The organism is Acinetobacter sp. WCHAc060006, from assembly GCF_004209135.1.
GTDB classification, from domain to species: Bacteria; Pseudomonadota; Gammaproteobacteria; order Pseudomonadales; family Moraxellaceae; genus Acinetobacter; species Acinetobacter cumulans.
Genome location: NZ_SGSS01000001.1, coordinates 257,483 through 274,898, shown reverse-complemented (window position 1 = coordinate 274,898; position 17,416 = coordinate 257,483). Strand labels below are relative to the sequence as shown.

At 40.7% G+C, this 17,416-nt stretch carries 13 protein-coding genes and 1 pseudogene; 3 read left to right on the top strand and 11 right to left on the bottom strand.

The features are described 5' to 3' along the window. Nucleotides 1-67: 67 nt before the first annotated feature. On the top strand, nucleotides 68-1,273 hold the full coding sequence (gene pcaF, locus EXE29_RS01260; RefSeq protein ID WP_120363713.1) for a 3-oxoadipyl-CoA thiolase: 1,206 nt from the start codon (nucleotides 68-70) through the stop codon (nucleotides 1,271-1,273). A gap of 48 nt (nucleotides 1,274-1,321) precedes the next feature. Further along, a complete protein-coding gene (gene pcaD / locus EXE29_RS01255) occupies nucleotides 1,322-2,104 on the top strand; it encodes a 3-oxoadipate enol-lactonase (RefSeq protein WP_106984384.1) in 783 nt (260 codons plus the stop codon). Between the two features lie 78 nt (nucleotides 2,105-2,182). Here the strand turns inward: pcaD and EXE29_RS01250 are convergent, their stop codons facing one another. The 9 genes from EXE29_RS01250 to EXE29_RS01210 all read right to left on the bottom strand — a co-directional run bounded on the left by EXE29_RS01250 (nucleotide 2,183) and on the right by EXE29_RS01210 (nucleotide 12,796). Further along, nucleotides 2,183-3,550: an amidohydrolase family protein gene (locus tag EXE29_RS01250; RefSeq protein WP_120363712.1), complete on the bottom strand. Its 1,368-nt coding sequence runs from the start codon at nucleotides 3,548-3,550 to the stop codon at nucleotides 2,183-2,185. A 29-nt stretch (nucleotides 3,551-3,579) separates the two neighbouring features. Then, nucleotides 3,580-4,500: an ABC transporter permease gene (locus tag EXE29_RS01245; RefSeq protein WP_120363711.1), complete on the bottom strand. Its 921-nt coding sequence runs from the start codon at nucleotides 4,498-4,500 to the stop codon at nucleotides 3,580-3,582. A 17-nt stretch (nucleotides 4,501-4,517) separates the two neighbouring features. After that, nucleotides 4,518-5,609: an ABC transporter permease gene (locus tag EXE29_RS01240; RefSeq protein ID WP_120363710.1), complete on the bottom strand. Its 1,092-nt coding sequence runs from the start codon at nucleotides 5,607-5,609 to the stop codon at nucleotides 4,518-4,520. Nucleotides 5,610-5,629: 20 nt separating this feature from the next. Then, on the bottom strand, nucleotides 5,630-7,225 hold the full coding sequence (locus EXE29_RS01235) for an ABC transporter ATP-binding protein (protein WP_120363709.1): 1,596 nt from the start codon (nucleotides 7,223-7,225) through the stop codon (nucleotides 5,630-5,632). 76 nt (nucleotides 7,226-7,301) lie between these two features. Then, a complete protein-coding gene (locus tag EXE29_RS01230) occupies nucleotides 7,302-8,402 on the bottom strand; it encodes a BMP family ABC transporter substrate-binding protein (RefSeq protein WP_120363708.1) in 1,101 nt (366 codons plus the stop codon). Between the two features lie 390 nt (nucleotides 8,403-8,792). Then, the gene (locus tag EXE29_RS01225) at nucleotides 8,793-9,782 is read right to left on the bottom strand and encodes an isopenicillin N synthase family dioxygenase (RefSeq protein ID WP_120363707.1); all 990 of its coding nucleotides are present in this window, start codon (nucleotides 9,780-9,782) and stop codon (nucleotides 8,793-8,795) included. Nucleotides 9,783-9,870: 88 nt separating this feature from the next. Further along, on the bottom strand, nucleotides 9,871-10,944 hold the full coding sequence (locus EXE29_RS01220; RefSeq protein WP_120363706.1) for a BMP family ABC transporter substrate-binding protein: 1,074 nt from the start codon (nucleotides 10,942-10,944) through the stop codon (nucleotides 9,871-9,873). A 208-nt stretch (nucleotides 10,945-11,152) separates the two neighbouring features. Then, a complete protein-coding gene (locus tag EXE29_RS01215; RefSeq protein ID WP_106984392.1) occupies nucleotides 11,153-11,638 on the bottom strand; it encodes a nucleoside deaminase in 486 nt (161 codons plus the stop codon). 102 nt (nucleotides 11,639-11,740) lie between these two features. Then, the gene (locus tag EXE29_RS01210; RefSeq protein ID WP_106984393.1) at nucleotides 11,741-12,796 is read right to left on the bottom strand and encodes a Rieske 2Fe-2S domain-containing protein; all 1,056 of its coding nucleotides are present in this window, start codon (nucleotides 12,794-12,796) and stop codon (nucleotides 11,741-11,743) included. Between the two features lie 312 nt (nucleotides 12,797-13,108). Between EXE29_RS01210 and EXE29_RS01205 the strand changes: the two genes are divergently transcribed. Further along, nucleotides 13,109-14,461: an 8-oxoguanine deaminase gene (locus EXE29_RS01205; protein WP_120363705.1), complete on the top strand. Its 1,353-nt coding sequence runs from the start codon at nucleotides 13,109-13,111 to the stop codon at nucleotides 14,459-14,461. Nucleotides 14,462-14,552: 91 nt separating this feature from the next. Here EXE29_RS01205 and EXE29_RS01200 read toward each other — a convergent pair whose 3' ends face one another. Continuing rightward, nucleotides 14,553-15,788, bottom strand: a complete 1,236-nt coding sequence (locus EXE29_RS01200; protein WP_120363704.1) for a CaiB/BaiF CoA transferase family protein — start codon at nucleotides 15,786-15,788, stop codon at nucleotides 14,553-14,555. 51 nt (nucleotides 15,789-15,839) lie between these two features. Continuing rightward, a pseudogene (locus EXE29_RS01195) lies at nucleotides 15,840-17,273 on the bottom strand (MFS transporter). Between the last annotated feature and the right edge of the window lie 143 nt (nucleotides 17,274-17,416).

Below are 17,416 nucleotides of genomic sequence, written 5' to 3'. Positions count from 1 at the left end.
ACTTCCTGTAAATCCCTCCCAACCTCCCTTTTACAAAGGGAGGAGCTGTGTTTCTAGGATTTAAAAAATGAAAAATGCCTATATTATTGATGCTATTCGTACACCTTTCGGCCGCTATGCAGGTGGTTTAGCACCAATTCGTGCAGATGATCTCGGTGCTTTGCCAATCAAAGCCATTATGGAACGCAACCCAACTGTAAATTGGGAAAAAGTAGATGACATTATCTTTGGCTGTGCCAACCAAGCCGGTGAAGATAACCGTAATGTCGGCCGTATGTCTGCGCTACTTGCAGGCGTCCCTTACCAAGTCCCTGCTACCACAGTAAACCGCCTATGTGGGTCATCTCTTGATGCAGTAGCTATGGCTGCACGTGCGATTAAATCGGGTGAAGTAGATCTGATTATTGCTGGCGGTGTAGAGTCAATGTCACGCGCACCTTTAGTTATGGGTAAATCTGAAGCAGCCTATGGTCGTACTCAAAAAATTGAAGATACCACTATGGGTTGGCGCTTTATCAACCCTAAACTCAAAGAAATGTATGGTGTCGAAACCATGCCACAAACGGCAGAAAATGTCGCCGAGCAATTTAAGATCAATCGTGAAGATCAAGACAAATTCGCATTGAATAGTCAACTACGCACTGCAGCAGCCCAAGCACGTGGTTTTTTTGCCAATGAAATTATTCCCGTACACATCGCTCAGCGTAAAGGCGAGCCTGTTGTAATTGATACGGATGAACACCCTCGAGCATCAACCACACTTGAAGCTTTGACAAAACTTAAACCTGTGGTGAAAGCAGATGGAACAGTGACTGCAGGTAATGCTTCAAGCATTAATGATGGTGCGGCCGCTCTACTCATTGCATCTGATGAAGCCGTTACACGCTATGGTTTAAAACCACGTGCCAAAGTGATTGCTGCAACAGTAGTTGGGGTTGAACCTCGGATTATGGGCTTTGGCCCTGCACCTGCGATTAAAAAACTACTTTCGCAAACTGGCTTAACACTTGCACAAATGGATGTAATTGAACTGAATGAAGCTTTTGCAGCCCAAGCACTTGCAGTGACACGTGACTTAGGACTTGCTGATGATGATGCTCGCGTCAACCCGAATGGTGGTGCGATCGCCATTGGACATCCACTCGGTGCATCAGGCGCACGTTTAGTTACCACTGCTTTGAATCAACTCGAAGCAATCAACGGCAAATTCGCGCTTTGTTCGATGTGTATTGGTGTCGGTCAAGGGATTGCTTTGATCATAGAAAAAATTTAACTAATTTAAAATCCACTCCCTTTATCAAGGGAGTTTGGGAGGGATTCAATGCCAACATTCAATTCAAATGATGCTCAGATTAACTATCAAACTTTTGGCAATAATACAAAGCCAACCTTGATATTTTCAAACTCATTAGGCACCAATTTTTCGATGTGGAAACCGCAAGTTGATGTGCTGAAAAAACTATTTTATATCATTTGTTATGACACCCGTGGTCATGGTGAATCAACTGCACCCAAAGGCCCATATACATTGGCGCAACTCGGCCAAGATGTTATTCACTTGATGGATCATCTCTCCATTAAAACGGCATCATTTTGCGGTATTTCTATGGGTGGGCTTACAGGCCAATGGTTAGCCATCCATCATCCTGAACGTTTTAATCATGTGATTGTATGTAATACGGCAGCCAAAATTGGGCAAGAACACGCATGGACTGAACGCGCAAAACTCGTGCGTGAACAAGGCCTAGAACCGATAGCTAGTACAGCTGCATCGCGCTGGTTTAGTGAACCCTTTATCCAAAGTAACACAGCAGTGATTGCAAAACTTTCTAACGACTTAGGTGCTGGCAGCCCTGAAGGTTATGCAAGTTGTTGTGAAGCTTTGGCTAAAGCGGATCTAACGACAGAGATTTCACAAATACGAATCCCACTTTTAGTCATCGCGGGTACGCTCGACCCCGTAACAACTGTTGCAGATGGACAATATTTAGTGAATCAAATTCGTAGTAGCGCACTATTTGAAATTGAAGCTTCACATATTTCAAATATTGAACAAGCACAGATCTTTACTCAAACAATTTCAGAATTTTTAGAGCAAAGTTAAATACAAGTTCATCTAAACACAATATAAAATGCCTGCTTAAAACAGGCATTTTTTTAATAGAAATTAGATTAGAAAGTACTAAATGCGTTGTAACTCATTAACAGATGTACCACTTTGCGCTAACCATGTGGCACGGCGTTTAAACAGTTTAGGTGCAGCCATATTTACGTCATCAATCAATTTTTGTAAATCTGCATTCAATAACTGGCCATTTTTAACCAATGTTTGCCCTGCTACCATCGTCATGACAACATCTTGACCTTGTACAGCATGAACCAAATTGTGATGTAGGTTAAATAATTGACCTTCTTTAATCAGTGGCGTCATACGTGGTGTTGCCGTATTTACCACAATCATATCTGCCTGTTTTCCCGTCTCTAAAGAGCCAATTTTGTCTTGCATACCTAAGGCTTTCGCTCCTAAAGAAGTGGCCATTTTGCACACAGACCATGCGTCTAAAGATGCCGCATTTAAATTGGAGAATTTTGCCAATAAAGACGCTGTTTTCATTTCTTCAAACATGTCTAAATTATTATTCTCTTTTTCACCGTCTGTGCCTAAGCCCACGGCCAAACCTTTGGCCAGCATTTGCGTAATAGGTGCTGCACCAGAAGCCAACTTCATGTTTGAAATTGGGTTATGTGCCACACCTACACGGTAATTTTTTAAAATATCTATTTCTGTCACATCTGCCCAAACACAGTGTGCAAGTAAGCACTTAGGTACATCAAATAAGCCTAACTGCTCCAGAGTTTGGATGGGGCGCACACCATAACGCTTCAAATTTTCTTGCACATCAAACTGACTTTCATTGCTATGGGTATGAAATCCCGTTTGATAATCCTGACAGAGCTTTTGTATGCGATCTAATGCTGGTTCTTGTGCATAAAATAAATGCTCTAGCCCCACCCACACCTCTATACGACCTTGTGCGCTTTGGTGCCAACGGTTGAGTAAAGCCTCATTACTTTTGAGCGTTTCAAAGTAGTTGTGGTCAGGGTGCTCTGCCACATAAGGCACCAATACCGCTCGAATGCCAAGTTCTTTAGCTGCTTCAGCACTACCATCCATAAAACGCCACATATCAACTATTGTGGTCGTACCCGACAGAAGTGCCTCTGCATAACACAAGTAAGAGGCAATTTTGGCATCTTCAGGCAGAAGTACGCGGTGCATTGGATCAATAAACTGTTGCAACCAATCCCATACGGCCAAGCCTTCTGCAGTCCCTCGTAAAAAACCAGAGTGACAATGTGTATTCACTAAACCTGGCATGAGTAAGCCATTTGCATAATGTTCAACTATTGCGTCTGGATACTGCGCTTGAAGTATTGCTAATGTCCCAACTTGCTGAATGATTTGACCATCGATGAGCACTGCCCCTTGTTCAATACAGTCTAATTGCTCATTCATAGTCAGAACATAATCTGCACTGATAATTTTCATTCGTATCTCTATTGTTATAGCTGTGGGAGTTATGGCGTAAATGTCTTACCTAATGATGCAGGTAAGTTCATTTTCAATAATTTTTTGTCACGTGAAATTATGACGAGCACGACAATCGTAGCCACATAAGGCAATGCAGAAAGCAGCTCATTTGGCACGTTTAAACCCAATGCTTGCGCATGAAATTGTAAAATTGTGACGCCACCAAATAGGTATGCACCCAACATAAGACGTGTAGGTTTCCATGTCGCAAATACGACTAAGGCAATTGCAATCCAACCACGTCCTGCCACCATGTTTTCAATCCACATTGGTGTATATACCGTTGATAAAAACGCACCGCCAACGCCTGCCATTGCACCACCAAACAACACGGCACAATAACGAATGGCCAAGACGTTATAACCCATTGCATGTGCACTTTCTGGTGACTCACCCACTGCTTTTAATAGCAAGCCTAAACGTGTTTTTGCCAATACCCACCAAATCACGACAAAGGCCAAAATCGACAAATACACCACATAGTTTTGCTGAAATAGCACAGGGCCTATAAATGGAATATCTGCTAATCCTGGAATATTCATATTTTGTAAGCCAGGTAAAGCCATGCTCACGTAGTTTTGACCAATAAATGCCGAAATACCAATCCCAAAAATAGTCAGTGCCAAGCCACAAGCTGACTGGTTTGTACTTAAGGACAGGGTAAAAAATGCGAAAATGAGTGACATAAACATGCCAGCCAAAGCCCCAACCAATAAGGCACTGGCAACGCTTGCTTCATAGTGGGCAGCAAATGCAAAACCTGCGATTGCACCTACTAACATCATGCCTTCTACACCAAGGTTAATTACCCCTGTACGCTCAGCAACTAATTCACCTAAACCTGCAAAAATCAGAGGTGTTGCAGCTGCAATCGTTCCCGCTAAAATCGCGGTCATTTCAATACTCATGATTTATTCCTTTTGATTTAAGCCACGCCAGCATTTGGTACGGGTGCAGTTTTCTTTTTGGCAAAACGGTAGCGCTTTTCAATTAGCACATCCGACGCCAATAAGAAAAAGAGTAATAAGCCTTGGAAAATACCGGTAATTGCGACAGACAGTTGTAATTGCATTTGTGCCATTTCTCCCCCAAGGTAAAGTAGTGCCATCAATAGACCAGCAAGCACAATTCCGATCGGGTTTAAACGGCCTAAATACGCCACAATAATGGCTGCATAGCCATAACCCGGTGAAATATTTGGATTTAACTGACCAATTGGGCCCGCAACTTCACAAATACCTGCAATACCTGCCATCAGACCAGAGATCCCTAAACTTAACCACACTGCTTTTTTAGATGAAAATCCTGCATATTGTGCAGCCAAAGGCGCCTGACCACTGACTTCAAGTTTGTAAGCCGTCATGCTTTTTTTAATAAAAAACCAAAATACAATCACGGCTAAAAGCGTTAAAAAGATGGATACATTGACACGGGTGCCTTCCACAATAAAAGGCAAAGTGGCACTTTCACCAAACATTACAGACTGCGGAAAGTTCATGCCATCTGGGTCACGCCATGGTCCATTCACCAAATACAATAGAACAAATAAAGCCACGTAATTCATCATGAGCGTGGTCAGTGTTTCTTCTGCATTAAAATGTGTTTTGAGAAAGGCAGGAATAAGCCCCCAAAATGCACCACCAATTGCACCCATGACAATCATTAGGGGTAAAATCCACCAGCCCATTTGGTCATGAAATAAAATGGCAATACCACCACCAAAAATGGCGCCCATGGTGAGCTGTCCTTCGGCACCAATATTGAAGAGCTTGGCGCGAAAGCCAATGGCAAGGCCGAGCGCAATTAATATGAGCGGGCTGGCTTTAATCACCAATTCACTTAAGCTATAGAGCGAAGTTAAAGGCTCAATAAAAAAGATATACAACGCTTTAGCGGGGTCTACCCCCAAAATAAAAAACAACAAACTTCCAACAACCAGCATGGCAATGAGTGCGATGAGTGGTGACAACCATCTCATCAGTTGTGAGGGCTTTTCCCTCGGTTCTAATAAATACATGGATTCACCTCTATGCCTTGCTAAGCATGTGATTCTGGCTGTTTGCCATCATGTACATCGGATTGTTCTGATGCAATGCCCGACATGAGCAAGCCAATTTGTTCCGCATTTGTGCTTGTAGTTGCTTGTGGCACCGAAAGCTTGCCTGAAGCAAGCACACAAATTTGGTCACTAATTTCGAATAACTCTTCCAATTCTTCTGAAATCACTAAAATAGCCACGCCAGTGCGCGACAGATCGATTAAAGTTTGTCGAATAAACATGGATGCACCAACATCTACGCCCCAAGTTGGCTGAGAAATAATTAAAAAATTGGGTTGTTGTAAAATTTCACGACCGACAATAAATTTTTGTAAATTACCACCAGACAGTGATCGTGCTTCTGCATGTGCGCCAGCAGCCTTGACGCCAAATTTTTGAATACAATGCTCTGCAAATGCTTTAGTTTTGGAAAAATTAATAAAGTTAAAACGCGTCAACCCATGACGAAATGCCGTGAGTAAAGCATTTTCCGCTAAGGTCATCGCAGGGACTGCACCTCGGCCTAAACGCTCTTCTGGGACAAAGCCCAAACCTAAATCACGGCGTTCACCAGCATTTAATTTGGTAATATTCTGACCTTTTAGCCATATCTCACCTTGCTCAGAAAATGATTCGCCAGAAAGCAAAGCCAAGAGCTCAGCCTGACCATTGCCCGATATTCCCGCAATCCCCATGATTTCGCCTGCTTGAATATTTAGGTTAATTCCAGCTAAAGACACGCCAAAAGGATCATCAGAAGTTTTGGATAAATTAGAAATCTCAAAGCAAATAACTTTCTTACCTTCATAATCCGCATGTACATAGGTCGGCAATTCACGCCCAATCATCAGTTTGGCTAAATCACTGGTCGAGTTATTTTCGGGTAAAACATGACCTGTCACTTGACCATTTCGAAGAATGGTCGCTTCGTCACAAAGTTCTTTAATTTCATGTAACTTATGACTGATATATAGAATAGATACACCTTGAGATGCTAAGAGTTTTAGCGTTTTAAATAACTGCTGTACGGCTTGTGGTGTCAGGACAGAAGTTGGTTCATCCAAAATAATTAACGATGGGTTTTGCAGTAGGCATCGAATAATTTCGACACGTTGTCGCTCACCTACAGATAAAGAATGGACTTCACGTCTTGGATCTACAGGTAGGCCATATTGCTTGGAAACCTCTAGAATTTTTTGATGTAGGTCGTCCAAATCAATTTTATCGTCCAGACCTAACAAAATATTTTGTGCAACGGTTAAGGTTTCAAACAAAGAAAAATGTTGATAGACCATGCCAATACCTAGCTTACGGGCCATCGATGGATTATCAATTTTTACTTCTTTACCATTCCAAATGATTTGCCCTTGATCAGCTTTGGTCGCACCATAAATAATCTTCATCAAGGTACTTTTTCCAGCACCATTTTCACCCAATATTGCGTGAATATGTCCTGCTTGTACTTTCAAGTTAATGTTGTCATTGGCTTTCAATGAATTGTAATTTTTACAAATATTGAGGAGCTCAAGACGAGGAATGGCTGTACTTGGTGCTCGATTTAGTTTTATGTCAGGTTCATGTTGAAATGCATTCATACCTCAAGCTCTCATTTTTAAAATCTAGGGTGTATGGCTTGAGCCTAGATACTGCGTATCTAGGCTAAATTCGGCTTTATTTAGGTAGAGCGCCTTCTACACCTTTAACATAAAAGTTCATTTTGCTAAGTTCAGCATCAGTCATAGACTTACCTTTAGCCACGACTAAGCTGCCATCTTGTTTATAAATAGGGCCTGTAAATGGGTGCAATGTGCCTTTCTGAATCGCACTTTGTACGTTAAGCACTTTTTGTTTTACATTGGCTGGGACAAAAGGTGCAAAGTTTTCAATTTTTACAGCATCTTGTTTTACGCCATACCACATTGCGCTCGGTTTCCATGTTTTATTCGCCACTTGTTGCATGACAGGCGTATAAATTTTTTCCCAATGTAAAACCGATGCTGCCAGTTGCGCTTTGGCACCAAATTTACTCATGTCCGAATCCCAACCAAAGGCATAAACACCTTTTTGTTCGGCAGCTTGCACCACCGCTGGTGAATCTGTGTTTTGCATGAGTACATCTGCATTTTGCGCAATGAGCGCCAAAGCGGCATCACGCTCTTTACCAGGATTAAACCAAGAGTTCACCCAAATCACTTTGGTTTTAATTTTTGGATTGACACTTTGAGCACCTAAGGTATAGGCATTAATGTTGCGTACCACTTCTGGAATTGGGAAAGACCCCACTACGCCTAGGGTATTCTTTTTAGTTTGTTGACCGGCAACCACACCTAACATATAGGCACCTTCATAGGTACGTACGTCATATACCCCTAAATTTTTGCCTTGCTTATAGCCAGTTGCATGCATAAATACAGTATTAGGAAATTGTTTCGCCACTTTCTCCATTTGGTTCATATAACCAAAGGACGTCCCAAAAATCACTTTATTCCCTTGCTGTGCCAAATTTCGAATAACACGTTCTGCATCAGCAGTTTCAGGAACATTTTCAATATGAGAGGTTTTATATTTTCCAGCCAATGCTTTTTCAGCTTTAATACGGCCTTGGTCATGTGAATATGTCCAGCCATGATCACTGGTTGGACCAATATAAACAAAGGCTGCTTTATCCGTAGCATTGGCAGCAGTAATAAACGAAGTCCCCAAAAGCGTCGCTGTACTGAGTGTTAGAACGATTTTTTTTAACTGTGTTTTAAAGCTATATTCTTTTGGCATGAAGCTACTCCTACTCATTAAATGCATTTCTAAATTGATGTAATTACAAGGCATTAGAAATATAAAAATTGAACATCGGTTTAAATGTCTGTGTTCACTTTCTGTTAATTAGCAAGTTCCATTCCAAAGTTAATAAAAATTAGAACATAGACACTTTGTTCGATTTTTTAGAACGCATATATGAATTTTTAAACAATAAATACAATGACTTATGATTTTATAGACAATGCAATTTGTGAGTTTTTCGTATCCATTTCAAAACACTTTTTTTAAATTTTAACGATTAAAACAAAAGTGCATTTTTTTAGCGCAAGTGCTTTTTTGTATGCACCCAAAATAAAAAAAGCCCTGTACCATCAATCGTACGGGGCTGTTTTTAAAAATTTTTAGTTAGATTTGTTCTAGTATTTTCTGTTCATCTTGGCTTAAGTCATAAGCTTTCATATACATTTCTTCCATGTGTTCACCTGCCGTACATGGGCGGTATCGATATACCTCGCCATCATTCAATGTGCCGGGTAGCGCATTAATCGCAGTCATATAATTTGGCCCATAAAAAAATGGAATTGAATAACGAGACTGCCCACTAGCATATACATTACGCACCCGATGTGGATTAGATTTAAATAAACCATTACTCCAACGTGGAATAAGATCTCCTAAATTCACCACAAATGTTCCATCAATGGGCGGTGCTGTCACCCATGTGCCATCAGGTAAACATACTTCTAAACCACCACAACTGTCTTGCGCTAAAATGGTAATTGAACCCCAATCTGTATGTGCACCTACGCCATAACTGTCTATATCTGCATCTGCAGGATGTGGCGGATAACGGAGCATTTTTAGCGTGATCATTGGGTCAAGATAGCTTTCATCAAAATAATGCTCGTCTAAATTTAATGCCAAGGCCAAAAGTTGCATAATGCGTTTGGCTAATTCGCTTAGTGCCTGAATATATTCCTGACAATGTTGCTCCATTTCTGGCACTTCGGCATGTGGCCATTGGTTAATGCCATAACCTTGATAATGAGCCAAAACGTAGGGATGATCACTGGCATAATTTTTCCCGCAGTAAAATCCTTCCTTAAGATCAGGTTTACCACTGTAATCGGACTTTTGCGCAGCGAATTGTTCGAATCCCAAATGACTAGCATTTAAACTTTGGTCATATTTCAGTTTTGTAGCTAAGGGTAAATCGAATATTTTTTGACAGAGTACAAATTGGCGCTGAATAATTTCAGCAGAAATGCCATGATTTTTAACATAAAAAAAACCGGAATGCGTGGCTGCTTCACGTAGTAAAGCGACAACTGCATGGGCCTGATTTGAATCAGATACAAGCGCTTCACTCAAATCTAAAACTGGAATACTGGTCATGTTTTTATTACCTGTAAAAATCAATGTGCGCTTGGAACAGCGCACAAAACAATATTGAAATTACGCCCGAATAGCTGATCTATTTGTTTTATTTAGGAAATGTTCCTTCTACACCTTTAACGTAATAATTGGTTTTCGCTAAATCTGCATCTGTTAAAGACTTCCCTTTTGCAATCAACAAACTGCCATCTTGCTTATAGATTGGGCCACTAAATGGATGTAATGTCCCTTTTGCAATCGCATCGCGTACAGCCAAAGCTTTAGCTTTCATTTCAGGTGTGGTATTTGGGCCAAAGTTTTCAATATTCACAGCGCCTTGTTGAGCACCATATTTTATAGCACTACTTTTCCATTTATTTGCGAGTACATCTTTCATCACAGGCTCATAAATTTTTTCCCAATGTAGTACTGCGGCTGCCAAGTGTGCTTTAGGGCCAAACTTAGTCATATCGGAATTCCAGCCAAAGACATACACGCCTTTTTGCTCTGCCGCTTGGACCACTGCAGGCGAGTCCGTATTTTGCATGAGTACATCTGCTTTTTGAGCAATCAGTGCCAAAGCAGCTTCTCGCTCCTTACCAGGGTTAAACCACGTATTGGCCCAAATCACTTTGGTTTTTACTTTCGGGTTTACGCTTTGTGCACCTAAAGTATAGGCATTAATATTACGTACAACCTCAGGAATAGGAAAAGAAGCCACCACACCAATGGTATTGGTTTTGGTTTTTTGCCCAGCCACTACGCCTAACATATAAGCGCCTTCATAGGTACGTGTTTCATACACACCTAAGTTTTTGCCCTGCTTATAGCCCGTTGCATGCATAAATACAGTATTTGGAAATTGCTTTGCGACTTTTTCCATCGCATTCATATAGCCAAAGGAAGTACCAAAAATAATTTTATTGCCTTTTTGTGCCAAATTTCGAATCACACGTTCTGCATCTGCAGTTTCAGGTACATTTTCGATATAACTGGTTTGGTATTTACCCGCCAAGGCTTTGTCTGCTTTTATACGTCCTTGTTCATGTGAATAAGACCAGCCATGATCACTGGTTGGACCTAAATAAACAAAAGCTGCTTGCTCTTTGGCTTGGGTTAAACTCGAAATGCCAATAGCTAAAATAGTTAAAGCCCCCACAAACACTTTCTTGTTAAATTGCATACAGACCACCCTCACCTTTTATGATTGATCACTTGATTTTTGACTTTCTAGACATTTTTTAAATATGCAATTAGCATTCCAAATATAATTAGGTTTGATTATTTTATTAAAATATTAAAAGTTACCAATAAAATAATTTAGTTCTATTATATTTAAGTGATTAAAACCCATTAAAAATATGAATAATATAAAATTAAAATAAACCTATTTAACGATTTGACCAAAATTCAGCTTGTACTTGTATTATTTCTGGCTCTAATTCTTCCATAGGACCAATCAATTCAATGTCTTTTTGACCATGTGCAAATACATAAGATGCAGGAATGCTCAGGGTTGGATTTTCATGATGATTTCCAGTGCATGCCAAAAGTTTTTCTTCAGTCATGGCAAAAACCACACGCCCAATATTGGCCCAATAAATGGTTCCTGCACACATACAGCACGGTTCTACGCTGGTGTACAAAGTACAATTCCATAAATATTCAGCTGTATAATTAGTGCTAGCGATACGTGCTAAAGTTGATTCCGCATGATTAACACTGTCAATATTACACTGAGTGAAAAGCACCGTTTCGTGATCTGGCGCAACCAATACTGCACCAAATGGGTGATGCCCTAAAGATATTGCACGCTCAGCGACATCATTAGAAAGTTTTAAAAAATTAATCATCTGTTCATGAGTCGGTTTATTCATCAAAATGACCCCAAATAAATATATTTAAATTTAATAAATAATCAAAAATACTGTCTAAAAATAAAAAAGCACTTTTAAATAAAAGTGCTTCATATAATCAAATTAAACAGTATATCGTTTACTCAATCCCCATTCGGCTAATATACGGCGATATGTTGTCGATGAGCGATCAGCTTCAAAATGCGCCTCCATACTAATGTCAAGCGGAAGCTCCTCAGGTTTTTGACTTTCAACCATGTCTTGATCTTCAGCAAAAATCTGTGCATTAAAGTCATATACCGCTTGCAAGTCGCCTGTGGTGTCAAAATTACGTGTAAGTGGTACAAATAATCGGGTTTGATTATGTGAAACAGGACAGCAAGCATTTAAAATTTTCAAAATGCCATCATTTGGAAAATACACCGTCAACGTTGCTGAAAATGGCGGATAGACATCAAATTCACGCGTCCATAAAAAGTCTTCTGGCGCTAAATGTTGCATCCCATGCGGATAATTGCTGACATCAGAAATATAGATGCTTTTCAGTCCATAATCAGTTCGCTCAGTGTGATATTTGGGTACAACAGGATTATCACGCGTAGCAAAAGCTTCATGATGCACCCATGCAAAATGCGCTACATCAATAAAACCTTCTAATTGACGGCCACTTGAACCTGCAATATCAACATAAGGCGGCAAAATAGCTTGATGATCGGCATCATCCCAAGTTTCAAGAATTGGAAAATTGGCTTCGCTTTCATTTCGGCTAAATAAACTGGTCCAAATCAGGCCATATTTTTCTACAACTGGAAATTTCGTTAAGCTAAAACGATCTGATATTTTCGTTAGTTCTGGTTGCGCAGGAATTTTGCTGCATTTACCATCGGTGTTATAGCGTAAGCCATGATATGGGCAAACAATCTCTTCACCTTCAACCCAGCCTTTACTGAGCGGTACACCACGATGTGGACAAATATTTCGTACCAGATGAATTTGACCACTTTCGGTTTTGTATAAGGCCATTTTCACATCAAGCAAAATAACTTGTTGAGGCTCAATCGTGACATCTTGAACACGTGCAACAGGATACCAGTGCTGTGCCAAAATATTCCAATCCGATGCTTCAAATTGGCTACATTGCGGTTGGCTAAATAAATTGAGGACTGGAATAGCGTTCATAATAGACTCACGAATAGCATTAATTTTGCAGAAATTCTGATGTAAAACGAAACATACTGACTTCTGCCTGATGCTTTTAAATTAATGTTTTTATTAATTTTCTGTCTATTAGAATGTTTCTAACATTTTGTTCTAATAATTAGAACACCTGAGTATTCACTTCATTTTCTGCAACATTGCTTCAGATACATTTTTAGCTGTGAAATAAATTGCTCATTCCAAATAATAAATTGTTCAATTTTTGATAAATTTGAATGGTTGGTACAAAAATTGTATGCATGAACGTCATAATGATTTGTGTATGGTTACTTTATGACAACGCTCTGGATTAAAAACCCCATGGCTATTTTTACCGCCAATGATCAAGATGCACGTGGCGGTCTGCTTATTTCAAACGGTAAAATTACTGAGTTAGTTGCGCTTGGACAAAGCCCTAAACAACCTTATGACACTTTTTTTGATGCATCACAGTTGGTAATTACTCCGGGTTTAATTAACAGCCATCATCATTTTTATCAAACCCTAACACGTGCTTGGGCACCCGTGGTCAACGCGCCACTTTTCCCTTGGTTAACCACTTTATACCCAGTGTGGGCCAAGCTAAATCCTGAACAACTCCATTTAGCCACTCAAATTGCCCTTTCAGAGCTTTTGCTTTCTGGCTGTACATTTGCAGCTGATCATCATTATTTATTTCCACAGCAATTAACAGATGCCATAGACATACAAGTCAATGCCGCTAAAGAAATTGGCCTTCGCGTGATGCTCACGCGCGGTTCAATGAGTTTAGGTCAAGATGCAGGTGGTTTACCACCCCAACATACTGTGCAAGATATTGATATTATTTTAAAAGACTCAGAACGCTTGGTGAAAAAGTATCATCAGCATAGCCCTGATGCGATGGTGAATATGGCGCTGGCACCGTGTTCGCCTTTTTCAGTTACGCAAGACATTATGAAAGAAAGTGCTCAATTAGCACAGAATTTAGATGTCCGCTTACATACGCACTTGGCTGAAACCATAGATGAAGAAAATTTCTGCTTAAATATGTTTGGCATGCGCACGGTAGATTATTTGGAAAGCGTCGGTTGGCTGAGTGATCGTACTTGGTTAGCACATGGCATTCATTTTAATGCTGATGAAATACGGCGTTTAGGACAAGCCAAAGTAGGCATTTGTCATTGCCCACATTCCAATATGCGTCTTGCTTCTGGTATTTGCCCAACCATGGACTTATTACACGCTGGTAGCCCAATTGGTTTAGGCGTAGATGGCTCGGCGTCGGGTGATGCGTCTAATTTAATCCTTGAAACACGCCAAGCAATGTATTTACAGCGCCTCAAATATGGTGCAGAAAATATCACACCTGAGCTTGCATTGAGCTGGGCAACCACAGGTTCCGCACAGCTTCTTGGTCGTGAGCAACATTTAGGGCAATTACAAGTAGGCTTTCAGGCGGACTTAGCCTGCTATGCATTGAATGATGTGAAATTTTCAGGTGCACATGATCCAATCGCTGCTTTGCTACTGTGTGGTGCAGACCGTGCTGAACATGTCATGGTAAACGGTGAATGGGTCGTCAAAGACCAAAGCTTAGTCAATGTTAATATTGATGAACTGCAAGCTAAACACCGCGTTGCTGCCAAAGCCTTACTGGCAGCATGATCAAAAAGACCGAAGTCATGTGCTTCGGTCTAAATTTTAATTCTAGCGATACTTTTAAAGCCCATATATTTCAAGATTAAATGAGGAGATATTAAGCTACAGGATGATTGAGTTGATCAATGATACCTTGTGCGGCCAATTCATTTAATTCAGATTCAGTTCTAAATTGGGACAAAATTTCTGTCGTGTGCTGCCCTAACTGTGGTGGTGCATGACGGTATTCCACTGGTGTATCAGATAATTTCATCGGTGATCCAATCACTTTAAAATCATGATTTAAAGCATGTGGAATATTTACCACCATTTGACGATGTTGAATTTGCGGTTCATTTAATGCGTCTTCTACAGAGTTGATTACACCCACTGGCACTTTTACCGCATGAATCGCATCAACCCAAACTTGAGCATCTTGAGTGAGAAAATAAGCACTCAATAATGGAATTAATTCTTCACGGTGTTTCACTCGATCTTGATTACGTAAATAGTTCGGCTGATCTAGCAGTTCTGTATAGCCAATCGCAATACACAAGTCTTTAAATTGTTTGTCATTACCACAGGCAATAATAAATTCCTTATCTTTGGCTTTAAAAGTTTGATACGGCACAATATTCGGGTGATTATTTCCCATACGCTTAGGTGCTTTACCTGAGGTCAAATAGTTCATACCTTGATTGGCTAAAGCTGCCACCTGTACATCGAGTAAAGACATATCAATATATTGACCGCGTCCAGTATGCTGCCGCGCCAACAATGCCGCCTGAATGGCAATGGTTGAGTACAATCCCGTTTGAATATCGACCACAGCGACCCCCACCTTTTGTGCTCCACCCATCACATCATCTGCTTCACCAGTAATACTCATCAAGCCAGACATGCCTTGAATAATAAAGTCATAGCCTGGTTCTTCCGCACGTGGACCATCCTGACCAAAACCTGTAATTGAGCAATATACGATATTTGGATTTAGCCCACTGAGCGATGCATAGTCCAAACCATATTTGGCAAGTGAGCCTGCTTTGTAGTTTTCAATCACGACATCTGCCGTTTTAGCAATTTCACGGACTAGGGCTTGCCCTTCTTCACTGGCAATATCAATGGCTACAGAATATTTATTACGGTTCGCACATTGGTAATAGCCTGATTCTTTTGTCGCTTGACCTTGCTGATTTGGCATCCAAGGTGGTCCCCACATACGGGTATCATCACCGACTTTAGGACGCTCAATTTTAATTACCTCTGCACCTAAATCCGCCAATATTTGACCGCACCAAGGACCTGCCAAAACACGGCTTAAGTCCAATACTCGAATTCCTTTTAATGCACCCATAGTTCACTCCAGATGTGCCATAGTATTGAGCTATGGCACAGATCTTTTTATTTATTTTGCTGTTGCAGTTTTTGCATTAGTTTTTTGCGCTGCATCAGCAGCATGTGTATCTAAACTTAAACTGGTCAGTTTTTCTTTTTCTGCATCTGAAGAAAACGATGCTTGCTGCGGGTCATATTGGCGTTCGCGAATAAACAAGCCAGGAATAACACCTGCAATAAAGTACGCAGCACCCATCACAATAAAGGCCATGGTGAACGATCCGCCAGCGGCAATCATACCAATGGTTGCTGGTGCAATGGCTGCGCCCAAACGTCCCATATTGTAAGCCCCGCCAATGGCTGTTCCGCGTACATCCGTAGAGAAACTTTCTGCCATGTAGGTTGCATTTACACCGTATGGAATACCGTATAGGAAACCGAAAGTTACAAGTAAATAGGTGATATTGGCTGGTGTGTTATAGAAAATGATGATTGGTAAGAAGGCTGCCGTGGCTACCGTACCAAACACAAAGGTAATACGACGTCCGAACTTGTCAGCAGCATAGCCTGCTAAAATTTTACCCAGAATCATGGTCGTATATGCACCTACCATATAGCCAGTCATGGCTTTAAAGTTCATGCTGAGTTAGGTTTCTAAATACGTCGGCATCCAGTTGTTAACACCGTAATAACCGAATTGTAGAAATGCGGCGGTCGACATCCAAAGGAAGAACATTTTGCGATGATTGGTATGGCCAAAAATACGTTTGTAAATACTTTCAGAAGGCGCGTTTTGAGTGACTGCAGCATGTTGCTGTACAGGCTCAAGTTTTAATTCACGGCGTTTTAGCTGCTCAATTTTTGCTTCCTGCCAAGATTTTGGTTCAGGAACAAAACGCATAAAGATAAGGGCAAAAGCAGCAGGAATAATGGTGACATAAAATAGCATGCGCCAGCCATGATCTGGAATAATAGCACCCGCCATCAGCGTTGCAACGATATACCCCACGGTTTGACCCGTTTGCAAAGTCCCGAGTACTGTTGTGCGGTATTTGGTTGGTACATATTCTGCCATCAGCGTATTACACGCCATATAAAGTGAGCCCAAACCAAATGCGCCAATAAAACGTAAAATTAAAAATTGTTCATAGCTTTGGGTAAAGCCTAAAATACAGGTCATGATTGAGAAAAATACTACCGACCAAGCAATAGTTTTCACACGGCCGAATTTATCGCAGGCCCATCCACCAGAAATACCACCCAGCGCCATCCCTGCTAAAGAAGAGCTACCAAGCATTCCTGCTTGAAATGTACTTAAACCAAACTCAGCCTTTAAACTGGTGAGGCTGAATGACAGCAACATAATGTCTACACCATCAATCACCAAAGAAATAAAGGCAAAAATAAAGGCCATTTTCCAAGTGTTGCTGGTAATACGATGCATCGTGCCCACGTTAGAAGGCAATTTGAGCGTTCCTGCTCCGTTTTGCATTTCGTTATTCATTTCCTTGTTCCTCATTTTCCCAAATGAGTCATCGGCATTCCTATGTCTGCACATTTGCCTTTTTTATTCTTTTTATTTCATCACTGCTCAGGCTATTGCACAGAGTTACAAGAGTGTTTCACGATGAATCCTTTATTGATTAA